Source organism: Variovorax sp. P4_B10 (assembly GCF_056402375.1).
This window is the reverse complement of sequence record NZ_JBFUHN010000113.1, coordinates 1-16,158: the sequence shown is the minus strand read 5'-3', so window position 1 is coordinate 16,158 and position 16,158 is coordinate 1. Positions and strand designations below refer to the sequence as shown.

At 66.2% G+C, this 16,158-nt stretch carries 19 protein-coding genes; 10 read left to right on the top strand and 9 right to left on the bottom strand.

The genetic code is table 11. The annotated features are described in order from the left end of the window. The 6 genes from AC1DXX_RS30835 to sucC all read right to left on the bottom strand — a co-directional run. Positions 1 to 762 (bottom strand): CHASE2 domain-containing protein (locus AC1DXX_RS30835; protein WP_478138008.1); only part of this gene is annotated, 762 nt, incomplete at its 3' end. A 50-nt stretch (positions 763 to 812) separates the two neighbouring features. Next, entirely contained in the window at positions 813 to 1,463 is a 651-nt protein-coding gene (locus AC1DXX_RS30830; protein WP_478138007.1) for an FHA domain-containing protein, read from the bottom strand. Between the two features lie 66 nt (positions 1,464 to 1,529). After that, a complete protein-coding gene (locus AC1DXX_RS30825; RefSeq protein WP_478138006.1) occupies positions 1,530 to 2,339 on the bottom strand; it encodes a Stp1/IreP family PP2C-type Ser/Thr phosphatase in 810 nt (269 codons plus the stop codon). Positions 2,340 to 2,370: 31 nt separating this feature from the next. Beyond that, entirely contained in the window at positions 2,371 to 3,054 is a 684-nt protein-coding gene (locus tag AC1DXX_RS30820; RefSeq protein ID WP_478138005.1) for a TerC family protein, read from the bottom strand. Between the two features lie 108 nt (positions 3,055 to 3,162). After that, entirely contained in the window at positions 3,163 to 4,056 is an 894-nt protein-coding gene (gene sucD, locus AC1DXX_RS30815) for a succinate--CoA ligase subunit alpha (RefSeq protein WP_478138004.1), read from the bottom strand. Positions 4,057 to 4,066: 10 nt separating this feature from the next. Then, complete coding sequence (sucC, locus tag AC1DXX_RS30810) at positions 4,067 to 5,233, bottom strand: ADP-forming succinate--CoA ligase subunit beta (protein WP_478138003.1); 1,167 nt, start codon at positions 5,231 to 5,233, stop codon at positions 4,067 to 4,069. Between the two features lie 206 nt (positions 5,234 to 5,439). Between sucC and argC the strand changes: the two genes are divergently transcribed. Then, positions 5,440 to 6,363 (top strand): N-acetyl-gamma-glutamyl-phosphate reductase, encoded by a 924-nt coding sequence (gene argC / locus AC1DXX_RS30805; protein WP_478138002.1) that lies wholly within the window; start codon positions 5,440 to 5,442, stop codon positions 6,361 to 6,363. Positions 6,364 to 6,387: 24 nt separating this feature from the next. On the opposite strand, the gene AC1DXX_RS30800 is transcribed toward argC, so the two are convergent. Further along, positions 6,388 to 7,116: a hypothetical protein gene (locus tag AC1DXX_RS30800; RefSeq protein WP_478138001.1), complete on the bottom strand. Its 729-nt coding sequence runs from the start codon at positions 7,114 to 7,116 to the stop codon at positions 6,388 to 6,390. Between the two features lie 114 nt (positions 7,117 to 7,230). On the opposite strand from AC1DXX_RS30800, the gene yiaA reads away from it, so the two are divergent. Then, entirely contained in the window at positions 7,231 to 7,668 is a 438-nt protein-coding gene (gene yiaA, locus AC1DXX_RS30795; protein ID WP_478138000.1) for an inner membrane protein YiaA, read from the top strand. 22 nt (positions 7,669 to 7,690) lie between these two features. Here the strand turns inward: yiaA and AC1DXX_RS30790 are convergent, their stop codons facing one another. Together AC1DXX_RS30790 and AC1DXX_RS30785 are read right to left on the bottom strand one after the other, a co-directional pair. Beyond that, positions 7,691 to 8,539 (bottom strand): IclR family transcriptional regulator, encoded by an 849-nt coding sequence (locus tag AC1DXX_RS30790; protein WP_478137999.1) that lies wholly within the window; start codon positions 8,537 to 8,539, stop codon positions 7,691 to 7,693. 10 nt (positions 8,540 to 8,549) lie between these two features. Continuing rightward, entirely contained in the window at positions 8,550 to 9,320 is a 771-nt protein-coding gene (locus AC1DXX_RS30785; RefSeq protein WP_478137998.1) for an SDR family oxidoreductase, read from the bottom strand. 229 nt (positions 9,321 to 9,549) lie between these two features. Here AC1DXX_RS30785 and AC1DXX_RS30780 point away from each other — a divergent pair, with 229 nt between their 5' ends. Genes AC1DXX_RS30780 through AC1DXX_RS30745 form a run of 8 tightly spaced genes read left to right on the top strand, consistent with a single transcriptional unit; the run spans position 9,550 to position 15,913 of the window. After that, positions 9,550 to 10,209: an RraA family protein gene (locus tag AC1DXX_RS30780; RefSeq protein ID WP_478137997.1), complete on the top strand. Its 660-nt coding sequence runs from the start codon at positions 9,550 to 9,552 to the stop codon at positions 10,207 to 10,209. 10 nt (positions 10,210 to 10,219) lie between these two features. After that, complete coding sequence (locus tag AC1DXX_RS30775) at positions 10,220 to 10,546, top strand: UxaA family hydrolase (RefSeq protein ID WP_478137996.1); 327 nt, start codon at positions 10,220 to 10,222, stop codon at positions 10,544 to 10,546. Positions 10,547 to 10,562: 16 nt separating this feature from the next. Next, entirely contained in the window at positions 10,563 to 11,825 is a 1,263-nt protein-coding gene (locus AC1DXX_RS30770) for a UxaA family hydrolase (protein WP_478137995.1), read from the top strand. Positions 11,826 to 11,852: 27 nt separating this feature from the next. Next, on the top strand, positions 11,853 to 12,536 hold the full coding sequence (locus tag AC1DXX_RS30765) for an amino acid ABC transporter permease (protein ID WP_478137994.1): 684 nt from the start codon (positions 11,853 to 11,855) through the stop codon (positions 12,534 to 12,536). Positions 12,537 to 12,567: 31 nt separating this feature from the next. Then, positions 12,568 to 13,215 (top strand): amino acid ABC transporter permease, encoded by a 648-nt coding sequence (locus tag AC1DXX_RS30760; RefSeq protein WP_478138009.1) that lies wholly within the window; start codon positions 12,568 to 12,570, stop codon positions 13,213 to 13,215. Next, positions 13,199 to 13,927 (top strand): amino acid ABC transporter ATP-binding protein, encoded by a 729-nt coding sequence (locus tag AC1DXX_RS30755; protein WP_478137993.1) that lies wholly within the window; start codon positions 13,199 to 13,201, stop codon positions 13,925 to 13,927. Before AC1DXX_RS30760 ends, AC1DXX_RS30755 begins: the two co-directional genes overlap by 17 nt. Before the next feature lie 46 nt (positions 13,928 to 13,973). Then, positions 13,974 to 14,798, top strand: a complete 825-nt coding sequence (locus AC1DXX_RS30750; RefSeq protein WP_478137992.1) for a transporter substrate-binding domain-containing protein — start codon at positions 13,974 to 13,976, stop codon at positions 14,796 to 14,798. Between the two features lie 5 nt (positions 14,799 to 14,803). Beyond that, positions 14,804 to 15,913 (top strand): mandelate racemase/muconate lactonizing enzyme family protein, encoded by a 1,110-nt coding sequence (locus AC1DXX_RS30745; protein WP_478137991.1) that lies wholly within the window; start codon positions 14,804 to 14,806, stop codon positions 15,911 to 15,913. The last annotated feature ends 245 nt before the right edge of the window (positions 15,914 to 16,158 follow it).

Genomic DNA, 16,158 nt, shown 5'->3' with positions numbered 1-16,158 from the left:
CCGATAGACCGCGAGCCCCAGCGATTCGTAATAGCCGGGCCGGGCCCTCTCGCCTTCGTAGCGGGCGATGAGCGGCACGCTGCGGATGACGCCGTCGCCGTTCTCGTCGACCAGCGCATTCAGAAAACCTGCAGCAGGCGCGGCGTCCGCCAGCACAGGCAGGCTGGCGCCGAAACCGTTCCAGTTCGTGGCATAGGCTGCGCCCGCGGGAAAGGCTTCGGGCGGCAGCAGCGGGGTTGCCGGCAACTGCCCCTTCACACTCGGCGTCTGGGTCCGGGTGAAGTAGTAGCCGAGCGCAACCCGTTGGCCGCGCAGCGCTTGCGCGAACGTGGCGTCGTTGTCGAGCGTGGGCGCAAGCCGTTCGACTTCCGCGGCGAGACCCTGCATGCTGCGCAGCGGCCCCTCCGCCATCTGGCGCAGCCGATCGAGGCCGGAACTCCGGTCGGGCTCGAGGAACATGACGTCGAAACCGAGCACGGCCACTTGCTGGCGGGTCAGAAGCTCGGTGGTGAGGCGGGCGATCGTGTCGCGCGGCCAGGGCCACTGCCCCTGGCGTGCAAGGCTCGCATCGTCGACGTCGACGATCACGACGCGCGAATCCAGCGTCTGCGGCATGGTGGCGCGCAGGCGGATGTCGTAGATCAGGTGGTCGAGGCGCTCGAGCGCCGTCAGTGGCCAGGCGCCGGTGGCGTGCGCCAGCGCCAGCAGAACCGGCAGCAGCGTGATGGCAATGCGCGGCCAGTGCCGCCGCAGCGCGTTCATGAGGTCTCGTTCACGCGGGGCCCGCGCCGTACCGGGAAAAAGCCGAACGCTCAGACCCGGACGAACTGCATGCGCGTGGCACCGCCGAGTTCCAGCACGTCGCGCTCCTGCAATGAGACGGCGTCGGTGCCGAGCGCCGCGCCATTGAGCGTGACGCCGCCCATGACGCTGGCCGCCACGTAGCCTTGCCGGCGACGCGTGACAACCGCCACGGCAACGCCGGGCTTGCCGATGGTGGTGACCACCTTCTGCAGCGAGACGTCCTGCCCTTCGTTGCTGCCGGACAGCACGCGCAGCACCGGAACGCCGAGTTCGATGAGCGCGCCGGCTTCCGTGGGCGCCGCCGACAGCGGAATGAACGTCTGGAACTCGCCCGGCTCACTGCGTGCCGGGCCCGATCCGGTGGCCAGGTTGCTGAGGGCGCGGAAATGGATGCGGCAGTTGCCGACCTCGATGACATCGTTGTCCTTGAGCACCTGCTTCTGGACGGCCAGCGCATTGACGTAGGTGCCGTTGGTGCTGTTGAGATCTTCAATTTGGACTTCGCCACCGCTCATGTGCAGCACGGCATGCTCGCCGCTGACCGCCAGATTGTCGATCACGATGTCGTTGTAGGCGCGGCGACCGAGGGTCGTGCGGTCCTTGGCGAGCGCCACTTGCCCGATGACCACGCCATCGACCGAAATGATCATCTTCGGCATTGCCGACTCCCCGATTTCAAAACTGTAGAGCCCGCAAGCGGGACGGCGGGTTGCAGCTCGGGCCCGCTACCTGGCCATGCGGGACGTTTCGCCCACGTCCGCCCGTGCCAGCACAACCGAAATGTTGTCCCGGCCGCCATTGTCGTTTGCAATTGCAACCAAAAGTGATGCTTTTTTCTGAAGCCCGACATCGTGTCCTAAAAGCGTGAAAAGCTGCGCATCGGAAATCATCTCACTCAGCCCGTCGGAGCAAAGCATATAGAGATCGCCGGGTCTTGCGCTGTGTTCGTGCATTTCCAGCAAGACTTGGGCCTCCACGCCCACCGCCCGGGTCACGAGGTTGCGGGTGGGCGAGTTCAGGGCTTCTTCGGCCGTGATGGCGCCGGCGTCGAGCTGTTGCTGGCGCAGCGAATGGTCGCGCGTGAGCAATTCCAGCTTGTTGTTGCGCAGGCGGTAGCAGCGCGAGTCGCCGATGTGACCGACCAGGACGCGCTGCGGGCGGAAGGCGGCCAGCACCAGCGTCGTTCCCATGCCCTGCAATTCGGGCTGGGTCRTGCCGGCCTGGAGGATCGACGCATTGGCCTCGTCGGTGGCCGCCTGCAGCGCCCGCCGCACCACGCGCGCCGGCGCCTGGAGCCCGGCCTGGGCAAACCACCGGCCGAAACTGGCGTGCATCAGCGACACGGCCATGGCGCTCGCAACCTCGCCGCCCTTGTAGCCCCCCATGCCGTCGGCCAGCAGGGCCAGCCCGAGCGCGGGATCGACATGAACGGCGTCTTCGTTGTGGGCGCGCACCCGGCCGACGTCCGTCAGCGTGGCGAACTCCCAGCAGAGCGCCGGCCGGGTCGAGAAAAGGGAAACGCCGACACTCGCCATGGTCTGATGCAAACGTCGGCCGAGCGAACGCTCAGTGAGCAGCGGCGTGGGCGCGCCGTTGCAGCATGCGGCCCACGGCCACGACAAACAACGCACCGGCGGCAGCCCCCGCATAGTGCAACCAGGGGTTGGCCACCAGCACGCCGCGCAGCGCGACGTCGCTCACGATGGTTTCGCCGCCGACCCAGCCGATCAGCGCGGCACCCAGCATGATGATGATCGGGAAGCGTTCCATGAGCTTGATCATGAGCGTACTGCCGAAAATCACCAACGGGATGCTGATGGCCAGGCCCAGCACCAGCAGCAGCATGCTGCCCTGCGCGGCGGCCGCGACGGCGATCACGTTGTCCAGGCTCATCACCAGGTCGGCCAGCAGGATGGTGCGCACGGCTGCCGCCATGCTGCCGTATTCCTTGGACTCGCCCTCGCCGTCCTCTTCGTCGCCCAGCAGCTGCAGGCCGATCCAGAGCAGCAGCAGGCCGCCGACGATCTGCAGATAAGGCAGCGCGAGCAGCTTGGCAGCCACCACCGTGAGCGCGATGCGCAGCACCACGGCCGCGCCCGAGCCGAACAGCACGGCCTTTTTCTGCTGCGCAGGCGGCAGCGAGCGCGCCGCCATGGCAATCACCACGGCGTTGTCGCCCGAAAGAATGATGTTGATCCAGACGATCTTGAGAAGACCGATCCAAAAATCTGTGCTTTGAAGGAGTTCCATGTCTCTGATCCCACTGTGTTGTTGTGAAAAAAGCGCCCGCAATCCATTGCGGGCGCTTCGTTCTTTTTGCGTGGTCTTGGTCTTTTGAAGGACCGGTGCGACTGTGGTTTAGAGCTGTGCCTTGAGCAGCTTCGCCAGCTCGGAGAAGTTGCGCGTCACGGTGAAGCCGCACTCCTCCATGATGGCGAGCTTGGCATCGGCCGTGTCGGCGCCGCCCGAGATCAGCGCGCCGGCGTGGCCCATGCGCTTGCCCGGAGGGGCGGTGACACCGGCGATGAAGCCGACGACCGGCTTCTTCATGTGTTCCTTGCACCAGCGGGCTGCATCGGCTTCGTCGGGGCCGCCGATTTCGCCGATCATGATGACCGCGTCGGTGTCCGGATCGTCGTTGAAGGCCTGCATCACGTCGATGTGCTTCAGACCGTTGATCGGGTCGCCACCGATGCCGACTGCCGACGATTGGCCAAGGCCGATTTCGGTCAATTGAGCGACTGCTTCATACGTCAGCGTGCCCGAGCGCGAAACCACGCCGATGCGGCCCTTGCGGTGGATGTGGCYGGGCATGATGCCGATCTTGATTTCGTCGGGCGTGATCAGGCCGGGGCAGTTCGGGCCCAGCAGCAAGGTCTTCTTGCCGCCGGCCGCTTCCTTGGCCTTCATCTTGTTGCGCACTTCGAGCATGTCGCGAACCGGGATGCCTTCGGTGATGCAGATCGCCAGGTCCAGGTCGGCCTCGACGGCTTCCCAGATGGCGGCCGCGGCGCCTGCCGGCGGCACGTAGATCACCGACACGGTGGCGCCGGTTTGCGAGGCGGCTTCCTTGACCGAACCGAAGATCGGGATGTTGAAGATCGACTCGCCGGCCTTCTTCGGGTTCACGCCCGCCACGAAGGCGTTCTTGCCGTTCGCGTATTCCTGGCACTTCTCGGTGTGGAACTGGCCGGTCTTGCCGGTAATGCCCTGCGTGATGACTTTGGTGTCTTTGTTGATATAGATCGACATGACTTTTTCCTTAGGCCTTCTTGACTGCTGCAACGACCTTCTGGGCCGCGTCCGCCATGGTGTCGGCGCTGATGATCGGCAGGCCCGAATCGGCCAGCAGCTTCTTGCCTTCGACTTCGTTGGTGCCCTTCATGCGCACGACCAGCGGCACTTGCAGGTTCACGGCCTTGCAGGCTGCGATCACGCCGGTGGCGATGGTGTCGCACTTCATGATGCCGCCGAAGATGTTGACGAGGATGGCCTCGACATTCTTGTTCTTCAGCATGATCTTGAAGGCTTCGGTGACCTTCTCGGGGGTGGCGCCGCCGCCCACGTCCAGGAAGTTGGCCGGCTCGCCGCCGAACAGCTTGATGGTGTCCATGGTGGCCATGGCCAGGCCGGCACCGTTCACCAGGCAGCCGATGTTGCCGTCCAGCGAGATGTAGGCGAGGTCGAACTTGGAGGCTTCGACTTCGGCCGCGTCTTCTTCGTCGAGGTCGCGCAGGGCCACGATTTCGGGGTGGCGGAACAGCGCGTTGCTGTCGAAGTTGAACTTGGCGTCCAGCGCCATGACGTTGCCCTTGCTGTCACGGTTGAGCGGGTTGATCTCGACCAGCGAGGCGTCCGTCTCCATGTAGCAGGTGTAGAGCTTCTTGAGGATGTCGACCGTCTGGGCGGTCGAATCGGCCGGCATGCCGATGCCATCGGCGATTTCCTTGGCTTGCGCGTCGGTCAGGCCGTCCTTGGGGTCGGCATACACCGTGATGATTTTCTCGGGCGAGGAGTGGGCCACTTCCTCGATGTCCATGCCGCCTTCGCTCGAAGCGATGAAGGCCACCTTCTGGGTGGCGCGGTCGGTCACGGCCGAGACGTAGTATTCCTTGTTGATGTCGGCGCCATCTTCGATGTAGAGGCGGCGCACCTTCTGGCCTTCGGGGCCGGTCTGGTGGGTCTTGAGCTGCATGCCGAGGATTTCGCCGGCGAGCTTCTTGACGTCCTCGATCGACTTGGCGACCTTGACGCCGCCGCCCTTGCCGCGGCCACCCGCGTGAATCTGGGCCTTGACGACCCAGACCGGGCCTCCAAGTTTCTGGGCGGCCTCGACCGCCTCCTGAACCGTATAGGCCGGAATGCCGCGCGGCACCGGCACGCCGAACTTGGCAAGGATTTCCTTGCCCTGGTACTCGTGAATCTTCATGAGGGATGTCTCTCGGAAGGAGGAGGTTGAGAACGGGAGATCTGGGGTCTGAGGCTTCTTTGGCTCTGTTGCTCGCGGGCGACGGCAGCCTGACGGCTGGGGGCGGCGAACAACCGCGGACTGTATCATGGTGCGCCGCACCAATACTCGACGCGACCTTGCGGTCAATACGTACTTTCTTCTAGCCACTCTACGCATACTCCGATATGGCCAAGGTTTTCATCGACGGCGAAGCCGGTACCACCGGCCTGCAGATTCGCGAGCGGCTCCAGACGATGCCGCAGATCGAACTCGTGAGCATCGCCCCCGAGCTGCGAAAGGACGTGAACGCCAAGCGCGAGCTGATGGCCGGCGTCGACCTGGTGGTGCTGTGCCTGCACGATGACGCGGCCCGCGAGTCGGTTGCGCTGATCGACCAGCTGCCCGGCAAGAAACCCAAGATCATCGACGCCTCCACCGCGCACCGCGTGGCGCCCGGCTGGGTGTTCGGCTTTCCTGAACTGGTGGAAGGCCACTGGCAGGCCGTGGCCAAGGCCGACCGCGTCGGCAACCCCGGCTGCTACGCCACCGGCGCCATCGCCATGGTGCGTCCGCTGGTCGATGCGGGCCTGCTGCCGGCCGATTTCCCGGTGTCGCTGCCTTCGGTGAGCGGCTATTCGGGCGGCGGCCGGACCATGATCGAAGCCTACGAAAAGGGCGAGGCACCGCTGTTCGAGACCTATGCGCTGGGCCTCAAGCACAAGCACATCCCCGAAATCATGAAGTACACCGGCCTCACGCGCCGCCCGGTCTTCATCCCCTCGGTGGGCAATTTCAAGCAGGGCATGCTGGTGCAGCTGCCGCTGCACCTCGACCTGCTGCCCGGCAAGCCGAAGTCCGGTGACCTGCAGGACGCACTGGCCGCGCACTATGCGCGCAGCAACACGCCCGAGCAGTTCGTGAAGGTGCTGCCGCCTACCGACGACGGCAAGCTCGACGCGCTGGCCCTCAACGACACCAACCAGCTCGAGATCCGCGTGTTCCCGAACGAAGACCACCGCCATGCCGTGGTGATCGCGCGCCTGGACAACCTCGGCAAGGGCGCCAGCGGCGCCGCGGTGCAGAACCTGAAGCTGATGCTGGCGCTCTGAGCGCGAGCGCCAAGCCTCTCTTCTTCAGTTAACGAGCCACAGCCCGACGCCCAGCAGGGCCGCGTGCGCGCCCAGCGCGATGTACAGCGGCTTGCGCGAGGGCGTCGACATTTCCTGGAGCGTCTCGTTGATGCGGCGCGTGAGCAGGGCGCGCAGGGCCGGATCCTGCGCCGCGCCCTCCCCCGCCACCGGCTCGCCGTGTTCGGCGCGGCCTTGCTGCCACTCGGCGAGCATGTCGCTCATCGGCAGCCGGTTCAGCACGAAGGCCACCACCGACCGCACCGCCCTGCCCTCGCCCAGCACGGGCGCAAGCTGCTTGCTCAAGGCGTCGACCGACAGCCAGTCGGCCGCGCGCTGCAGCGTGCCGTGGGTGCGCGGCATGGCTTCGATGCGGCCCGCAATCGCACCGCCGAGCCGCTGCGACACGGCCTCGCCGCGCGCCGCGACCAGATGCTGCATCGCCCTGGCACGGCCCTGCTGCACACCCAGCATCGCGTAGACGGCAACGAACAGGAGCAGCAGCACCGCAACCAGCAGCGGCGGCGACGTGATCAGCGCCAGGATGGCGCCGGCACCACCGGCCCGCGCCGCCGTGTTGCCGGGTCCCTGCAGCTGGCCCAGGTAGAAGAAGAAGACGCCGCCGCCGAGCACCAGGCCGAGCAGCCCGCTCTTGATGACCGAGCCGGCAAAGGCGAATCCGGCCTTGGCGCCGGTGCGGACGAGAGACGGTTGGCTCACAGGTTCTGACGGCATGAAAAGCTCCTCCTGGTTTTTTGGAAAGCCGCCTCGTGCGAGGCCGGTCGCCGCCGATCATGCCATCGACATCCAACACCATAATCGCGCCATATCACAACGAGGAGGATCGCCATGGCAGTCAAGTTTCAAAAACCAACCGGTGCGTTCGTCGCCGCATCCTGGGCCGCGCTGATCATCGGCGCCATCGTCTACCTGATCGGGCTGTGGAATGCCTCGATGCAGCTCAACGAGAAGGGCTACTACTTCACCATCCTCATGTACGGCCTGTTCTCGGCCGTGTCGCTGCAGAAGACCGTGCGCGACCGGATCGAGGGCATGACGGTGACCGGCATCTACTACGGCCTGTGCTGGATCTCGCTGCTGCTGTCGGTCGGCCTGCTCGCCGTCGGCCTCTTCAATGCCACGCTGGCCGACAGCGAAAAGGGCTTCTACGCCATGGCGTTCCTGCTGAGCCTGTTCGGCGCGGTGGCCGTGCAGAAGAACGTGCGCGACATCGCAGCGCACAAGAGCGAAAACCCGTCGATCGACGACGTTCCCGACGCGGGCTGAAGCCCGCGCCTCTCGCCAGCCCCTACTCGTTGTCGTTGTAGCCGCTGGCGCCCATCAGCGCCGACAGGCGCGCGGCAATGTTGCCGACGATCTCGCGCACCTGCGTCACGTCGGGGCCGGCCTTCTGGTCGATGCGTTCGATGTACGGCACGTTGATGGACGCGATCACGTGGTCGGCCGCCCCCATCACCGGGAACGCGATGTTGGTGATGCCGCGCGTCTGCTTGCTCGGCATCGCCGAGTAGCCGCGCTCGCGCACCTCCTGCAGGATCGAGAACAGCTCGCCGGGGTCCATGTCGAGCTCGCCTTCCACACCGATGTGGGCGCGCAGCATGCGGGCACGGTCGATCTCGTCGCGGAACGCCAGCAGCACGTGGCCCGAGGAGGTGTCCGTCAGCCCCATCACCACCCCCACCTTGAGCCCGAAGGACCAGCGCTCGGGGCTCTCGACCTGGGCGATGACCACCACGCGCCCGCCCTGGTACATCGTGAGGTGGCACGACTGGCGCGCCCGGTTGGCCAGCTCGCGCAAGAGCGGCAGCGCCGCGCCCACCAGGCTCTTGAGCGGCTGCTGGCGGTGGGCCAGCTCGAACATTCGCAGCGTGAGCGTGTAGCGGTCGTTCTCGTCGACCTGCACGAAGCCGCGGCGCTGCAAGGTCACGGCCATGCGGAAGATCTCGCTGACCTTGCGCCCCACCTTCTGCGCGAGCTCGTTCAGCGTGTAGCCGGTGACGCTGTCGGCCAGCACCTCGAGGATGTCCAGCCCCTTCTCCAGCGCCGGCGCGGCGTAGCGCAGCGCGCCCTCGCCTTCCGGCGCGGGTTCGGCTTCCGGTTGAAATTCTTCCGCTTGCGGCGCTGGTTTCTGCTTCATCGTTCCCCGTTCAATTCGACCATCCACCGTCGATCATATGGATGGCGCCGGTCGTGAAGGCCGACTCGTCCGACGCCAGGTACACCACCAGCGCTGCAATTTCTTCCGGCCGGCCCACCCGGCCGAGCGGCTGGCGCGCCACGAAGGCGGCGCGCACCGTGGCCTCGTCGGCGCCGGCCTGCTCGGCCTGGGCCGCGATGCGGTCGCGCAGCGAGGGCGATTCGACCGTGCCCGGGCAGATGGCGTTGCAGCGGATGCCCTGCTGGATGAAGTCGGCCGCAACCGCCTTGGTCAGGCCGATGACCGCCGCCTTCGAGGCGCCATAGACGAAGCGGTTCGGCACGCCCTTCACGCTCGATGCGGCCGAAGCCATGTTGATGATCGAGCCGCCGTGCGCGAGCATCGCGGGCAGGAAGGCGCGGATGGTGCGGTACATCGACTTCACGTTGAGGTCCATGCTGAAGTCCCAGTCGGCTTCTTCGCAGGCCAGGATGCTGCCGCTGTGCACGAAGCCCGCGCAGTTGAAAAGCGCGTCGAGCCGGCCGGCCTTCTGTGCAAAGGCCTGCAGCGCGGCGCTGTCGCGCACATTGAGCGGCGCGGTCCCGAGCCCCGCCAGCCCCTCTGCACGGGCCAGTTCCGCCAGTTCGGCCAGCGCGCCTTCGTCCACATCGGTCGCCCACACCGTGGCGCCCTCGCGCGCCAGTGCCAGCGCACTGGCGCGGCCGATGCCCTTGCCGGCGGCTGTGACGAGGATGTTCTTTCCCTGAACGCGTTGGCTCATGTTGCGATGTCCTTGGAGTGACGTGATTGAAGTACAGGTGAAATTTTCATTTCATTGATGAAATCAAATGTACGCCAACAATCCGCAATCACAAGCCATCGAAGGGCCTTCCAGCCGAGGCATCTTATTGGTATTTACCCGTAAATCGGCGCAAACCCCAGCGCCAATCGCGGCCTTGCCTGTTAGCCTTATTGATGAAATTTAGTTTTACCTAAGAAAACGAGACAACATGGCCACCACGACTGCTTCGTTGCTGCCCCGGCTGCAGGCCTGCTACACCGGCATCCTTCACGATGTCATGCGCGCCGCGGGCCTGCGCGACTTCACGCTGCCGCCCACGTTGCGCCCGCTGATCGCCGGCCAGAAGATCTGCGGCCCGGCCTTCACCGTGAACGGCCGCGTCGACCCCACCGCCGATCCGCACGAGACGCTGATGGCGTGGACCGGTTTTCTCTCGCGCGCCAAGCCTGGCCACATCGCAGTGATCCAGCCCAACGACTCGGTGGTCTCGCACATGGGCGAGCTCTCCGCCGAAACGCTCAGCCGCAAAGGCGTGCTGGGCGTGATCGCCGACGGCGGCGTGCGCGATGCCGAGTTCATCGTTGCGCAGGGCTTCCAGGTCTGGCACCGCTACTTCACGCCGCGCGACATCGTGGGCTACTGGCTGCCCGACGCGATGGACGTGCCCGTGCGCATCGGCGAGGTCACGGTGACCCCGGGCGACCTGCTGCTGGCCGATACCGACGGCGTGATCTGCCTGCCGCTCGCGCAGGCCGAGGCCATCGTCACCGAAGCCGAACACATGATGGGCCGCGAGAACCTCGTGCGCACCGCCATCCTCGCGGGCACCGACCCGCAGGAGGCCTACCTGAAGTACCGCAAGTTCTGAGGCGCCACCGGTGAGCGCTTCGCAACCCCTCGATCCTCGGCTGGTGCTGCTGTCGCCGGAGGACAACTGCCTGATCGCCTGCCGCCACCTCGCCGCGGGTACCGTGGTGCAGCTCGAAGGCGGCAGCGCCACGCTGCCGCACGCGATCGGTCTGGGCCACAAGCTCGCGCGCCGCGCCATCGCAGCGGGCGAGAAGGTGCTGAAGTACGGCGCCGTCATCGGCAGCCTGCGGGTGCCCGTCGAAGCCGGCGCGCACATCCACACGCACAACCTCGACAGCGACTACACCCCCACCTACACGCTGGACGAGGGCCGTACCTTCGTCGGCCATGCCTGAAGCGACGACACCCGCCATGAGTCCAACGAACCCGCTCCAGCTCCACGGCTACCCGCGCGCCGACGGCCGCAAGGGCATCCGCAACGTGGTGGTCGTCGCCTACCTCGTGGAGTGCGCACACCACGTCGCGCGCGAGATCACGCTGAACTTCCGGCATCAACAAGGCGAGGTCGAAGTGCACCTCGTCGGCTTCCCCGGCTGCTACCCCAACGAATACGCCGAACGCATGATGACGGCGATCGCCACGCACCCCAACGTGGGTGCGGCGCTCCTGATCTCGCTGGGCTGCGAGAGCATGAACAAGCGCAAGCTCGAACAGGCCATCGAGGCCTCGGGCCGGCCGGTGCACACGCTGACGATCCAGCAGAAGGGCGGCACCCGCAGCACGATCCGCGAAGGCACGGAGTGGGTCGAATGGGCGCTGGCCGAACTCGCGCAGCAGCAGCGCGTGCCGATGGCAATGAACGAGCTCATCGTCGGCACCATCTGCGGCGGCTCCGACGGCACCAGCGGCATCACCGCCAACCCGGCCGTGGGTCGCGCCTTCGACTTGCTGATCGCGCAGGATGCACGCTGCATCTTCGAGGAGACGGGCGAGCTGATCGGCTGCGAGTTCCACATGAAGCGGCGCGCCGCCACGCCGGAACTCGGCGAGGCGATCGTCGCGTGCGTCAACAAGGCCGCGCGCTACTACAGCATCATGGGCCACGGCAGCTTCGCGCCGGGCAACGCCGACGGCGGCCTCTCGACCATCGAGGAAAAATCGCTCGGCGCCTACGCGAAGAGCGGCGCCTACGCGAAGAGCGGCGCCTCGCCGATCAACGGCATCGTCAAGCCCGGCGACGTGCCACCGCAGGGCGGCCTCTACCTGCTCGACGTGGTGCCCGACGGCGAACCGCGCTTCGGCTTTCCGAACATCAGCGACAACGCCGAGATCGTCGAGCTGATCGCCTGCGGCGCGCACCTGATCTTGTTCACCACCGGGCGCGGTTCGGTGGTCGGCTCGGCGATCTCGCCGGTCATCAAGGTCTGTGCCAACCCCGACACCTACCGCCAGCTCGGCGAAGACATGGACGTGGACGCCGGCCGCATCCTCGAAGGACGCGGCACGCTGCAGGAGGTGGGGCAGGAGATCTTCGACGCGGTGCGCGACGTCGCCAATGGCACGGCCAGCAAATCCGAAGAACTGGGCCACCGCGAATTCATCCTGACCTACAAGGCCTTCGAGCCCCTCGGGCCCTCCTGCCTGCCCCTTCAGCCTCTTGCTCGCGCAGCCTGAGGCGGCGGTTCCTCCGAAGGAAATTTCTTGAACTACCAGTTCGATTTCGCGCCCGTGCTCGAACAGTGGCCGCTGCTGCTGGAAGGCGCGTGGACCACCGTGCAGCTCTCGTTCCTCGCCACCGTGCTGGGCTTCGCGCTCGGCACGCTCTGCGCACTGGGCCGCAACAGCCGGCACAACGGGCTGCGGCGCCTGACGGGCGGGTACGTGGAAGCGATCCGCAACACGCCGCTGCTGATCCAGAGCTACTTCCTGATCTTCGGCCTCTCGAGCGCGGGCGTGACGATGCCGATCATGGTCGGCGCGGTGCTCGCGCTGGTGGTCAACATCGGCGCCTACAGCTGCGAGATCATCCGCGCCGGCATCGAGTCGATCCACAAGGGCCAGCTCGAAGCCGCGCAGTGCCTCGGCCTCTCGAAGCCGCAGGTGTTCTGGCACGTTGTGCTGCGCCCCGCGGTGGAGCGCGTGTACCCGGCGCTCGCGAGCCAGTTCGTGCTGCTGATGCTGGCCTCCAGCATCATGTCGGCCGTCGGCGCCGAGGAGCTGCTGGGCGTGGCGAACCGCATCCAGTCGGACACCTTTCGCAACTTCGAGATCTTCATCGTGCTGTGGGTGGTGTACCTCGCGCTGTCCTATGCGATGCGGCTCGGCTTCTGGCTGCTCGGCCTCCTGATCTTCCCGCGCCGGCGCAAGCTCGGTACGCCGCTGTGAGACGCGTGAAAAGGGCCGCGCGATGACCTTCATGCCAGCCGATCACTTCGGCTTTCTTCTCATGGGCGCATGGGGCACCGTGCAGCTCTCGGCGCTCGCCTTCCTCGGCGGCGGACTCATCGGGCTCGCGGTGGCGCTGGCGCGCGTGTCGCCCGTCAAGGCGGTTCGCGTGGTCGCCGCGGGCTACATCCAGGCGATCCAGGGCACGCCGCTGCTGGTGCTGATGGGCGTTTGCTTCTTCGGCCCCAACATCGTCGGCATCGGCTCGGTGCCGGCGCTGGTTGCTGCGGCGCTGGCCATCACGGTCTATTCGAGCGCCTTCCTCGGCGAGATCTGGCGCGGCTGCATCCAGTCGGTGCCGCGCAGCCAGTGGGAGGCGGCCGAATGCCTCGCGCTCACGCGCTGGGAGCGCATGCGCCGCGTGATCCTGCCGCAGGCGCTGCGCATCGCAACGCCGCCCACGGTCGGCTTCCTGGTGCAGATCATCAAGAACACATCGATCGCGTCGCTGGTGGTCGGCTATGCCGAGCTTTCCTACAACGCCAAGGTGCTGAACAACTCGACCTTCCAGCCCTTCCTGTATTTCGGGTGCGCGGTGGTTCTCTATTTCATTCTTTGCTACCCGCTGTCGCGGTGGAGCCGCACGCTCGAAAGGAAGCTCAATGCATCCCGTGGTTGAACTCGACCAGGTCCACAAGCACTTCGGCAAGCTGCATGTCCTGAAAGGCGTGTCGTTCTCGGTGCAGCGCGGCCAGGTGGTCGCCATCATCGGCCAGAGCGGCTCGGGCAAGAGCACGGCGCTGCGCTGCATCGACCGGCTCGAAACCATCGACAGCGGCCGCATCCAGTGCTGCGGCCACGCGGTGCACGACCCGGCCCTGAACCTGCGCGCGCTTCGCAAGGACGTGGGCATCGTGTTCCAGAGCTACAACCTGTTTCCGCACCTCACGGTGAAGCAGAACATCACGCTCGCACCGCAGTCGGTGAAGAAGATCGGCGCCTCGGAGGCCAATGCCATCGCGATGGAAGTGCTCGAGCGCGTGGGGCTGGCCGAGAAGGCCGATGCCTATCCCGAGCAGCTCTCCGGCGGCCAGCAGCAGCGCGTGGCCATCGCACGCTCGCTCGCGATGAAGCCGCAGCTGATGCTGTTCGACGAAGTCACTTCCGCGCTCGACCCGCAGCTCACCGGCGAAGTGCTCAAGGTGATGGAAAAACTCGCGTCCGAAGGCATGACCATGATCCTCGTGACGCACGAGATGGCCTTCGCGCGCGGCGTGGCCGACAAGATCATCTACATGCACCAGGGGCTGGTGTGGGAGGAGGGCGACGCCGGCATCCTCAGCGACCCGCAAACGCCCGAACTGCGCCAGTTCATCGGCACCGGCCTTTGAGCTCTTTCGCGATCTCGTTTCTTCAGACAACTCCAGGAGACTTTCGATGACCTCTTCTTCTCTTTCTTCGTTCAAGCGCCGCGGCGCCCTGCTGTCCGCGCTCGCGCTGGCCCTGCCGCTGGCCTTCGCCGGTGCGGCCCATGCCGACCAGCTCGACACCATCACGGCCGCGAAGAAGATCCGCGTGGCCATCGACCTCGCGGTGCCGCCCTACGGCCTGAAGGATGAAAAACTCAACGCCACCGGCTCCGACGTCGAGACGGCGCGCCTCCTGGCCAAGAGCCTGGGCGTGGAGCTCGAGATCGTGCAGACCACCGGCGCCAACCGCATTCCCTTCCTGCAGACCGACAAGGCCGACATCGTGATCTCGAGCATGTCGGTCACGCCCGAGCGCGAGAAGGTGGTCGATTTCTCGGTGCCTTACGCCGCCATCCTGGCCGTGGTCGCCGCGCCGAAAAGCATGACGATCAGCGGGCCCGCGGACCTGGCCGGCAAGAAGGTGATCGCCACGCGCGGCACCACCAACGACCAGGAGCTCACCAAGATCGCGCCGACCGGCACGCAGCTGATCCGCTTCGACGACGACGCCACCTCGATCACCGCCGTGATCAGCGGCCAGGCCGACATCTTCGCCACCGCGCCGCCGCTCCTGAAGACCATCAACGAAAAGAACCCGGCCAAGCAGATGGAGCCGAAGTTCACGATGAAGGTCAACTTCCTGGCCATCGGCATGCGCAAGAACGAGCCCCGCCTGAAGGCCAAGCTCGACGACTTCGTGAAAGCGCAGCTCAAGAGCGGCGAGCTCAACACCATCTACAAGAAATTCCATGGCGCCGACCTGCCCGCCGACGTGATGCGCAACGGCGCCTGAGCACGATGGCAAAGATCGATCAGGTCGAGATCGCGCAGATCGACATCGCGCCCAAGGTCAGGCGCACCGACGCCATCCAGTCCTTCGTGACGCAGGAGACCGTGATGGTCACGGTGCGCTGCGACGACGGCTCGGCGGGCACGGGCTACACCTACACCATCGGCACCGGCGGCTCGTCCATCGTGGCACTGCTGAACGACCACCTCGTGCCGCGCCTGATCGGACGCGATCCGCAGCAGTACGAGGCCATCTGGCGCGACCTGTTCTTCCACACGCATGCGACGGCGGTCGGGGCCATCACCAGCCTCGCGCTGGCGGCCATCGACACCGCGCTGTGGGACCGCAATGCGCGTGCGGCCGGCTTGCCGTTGTGGCGACTGGCCGGTGGCGCTCAGGCGCGCGTGCCGGTCTACACCACCGAAGGCGGCTGGCTGCACGTCGAGCCCGCGCAGTTGGTAGAGCAAACGCTCGCCGCCAAGGCCGACGGTTTCCTCGGCGCGAAGATCAAGGTCGGCAAGCCGCATGTGGCGCAGGACATCGCACGCCTCTCGGCCGTGCGCGAAGCCGTGGGTGCCGATTTCGAACTGATGGTGGATGCCAACCAGAGCTTCACCGCGGCCGAGGCGATTCGCCGCGCGCGCCAGTACGCGCCGCTCGATCTCGCATGGTTCGAGGAGCCGATGCCGGCCGAGCACGTGCGCGGGCATGCGCAACTGCTGGCCAGCACCAGCGTGCCGATCGCGGTGGGCGAGTCGATGTACCACCCCTCGCAGTTCGCCGAATACATCCAGCAGGGCGCCTGCTCCATCGTGCAGGCCGACGTGGCGCGCGTGGGCGGCATCACGCCCTGGCTCAAGATTGCGCACATGGCCGAGGCGCACAACATCGCGATGTGCCCGCACTTCCTGATGGAGTTGCATGTGAGCCTGTGCGCGGCGGTGCCGAATGCGCGCTGGGTCGAATACATCCCGCAGCTCGACGACCTGACCACGAGCCGCCTGCGCATCGAGAACGGTCACGCGGTGGCGCCGGAGACGCCGGGGCTGGGCATCGAATGGGATGCGGACCAGCTCAAGGCGCTGCGCAAGTTCGCGCCGATCGTGGTGCGCGGCTAAGGGCCTGTCTACGATCTGCCTAGGGGGACATGAGGGTGCAGTTGTTCGGGGCGCGATCCCGCCGACGGTGTGCTCTGCTCCGCGAATGTCCCCCGGCGCGGCCTAAGGCCGCATGCCTCCTCCTTTATTTCGCTGCGCAGAGCACACCGCCAGCGTGATCGCTCAGCGCGGCGGTTGATCCGCCGGCACGACGGCAGCGCCCATCGTGCACAGGGCACCGGGTGCTCCCCGCAGCGAAATAAAGG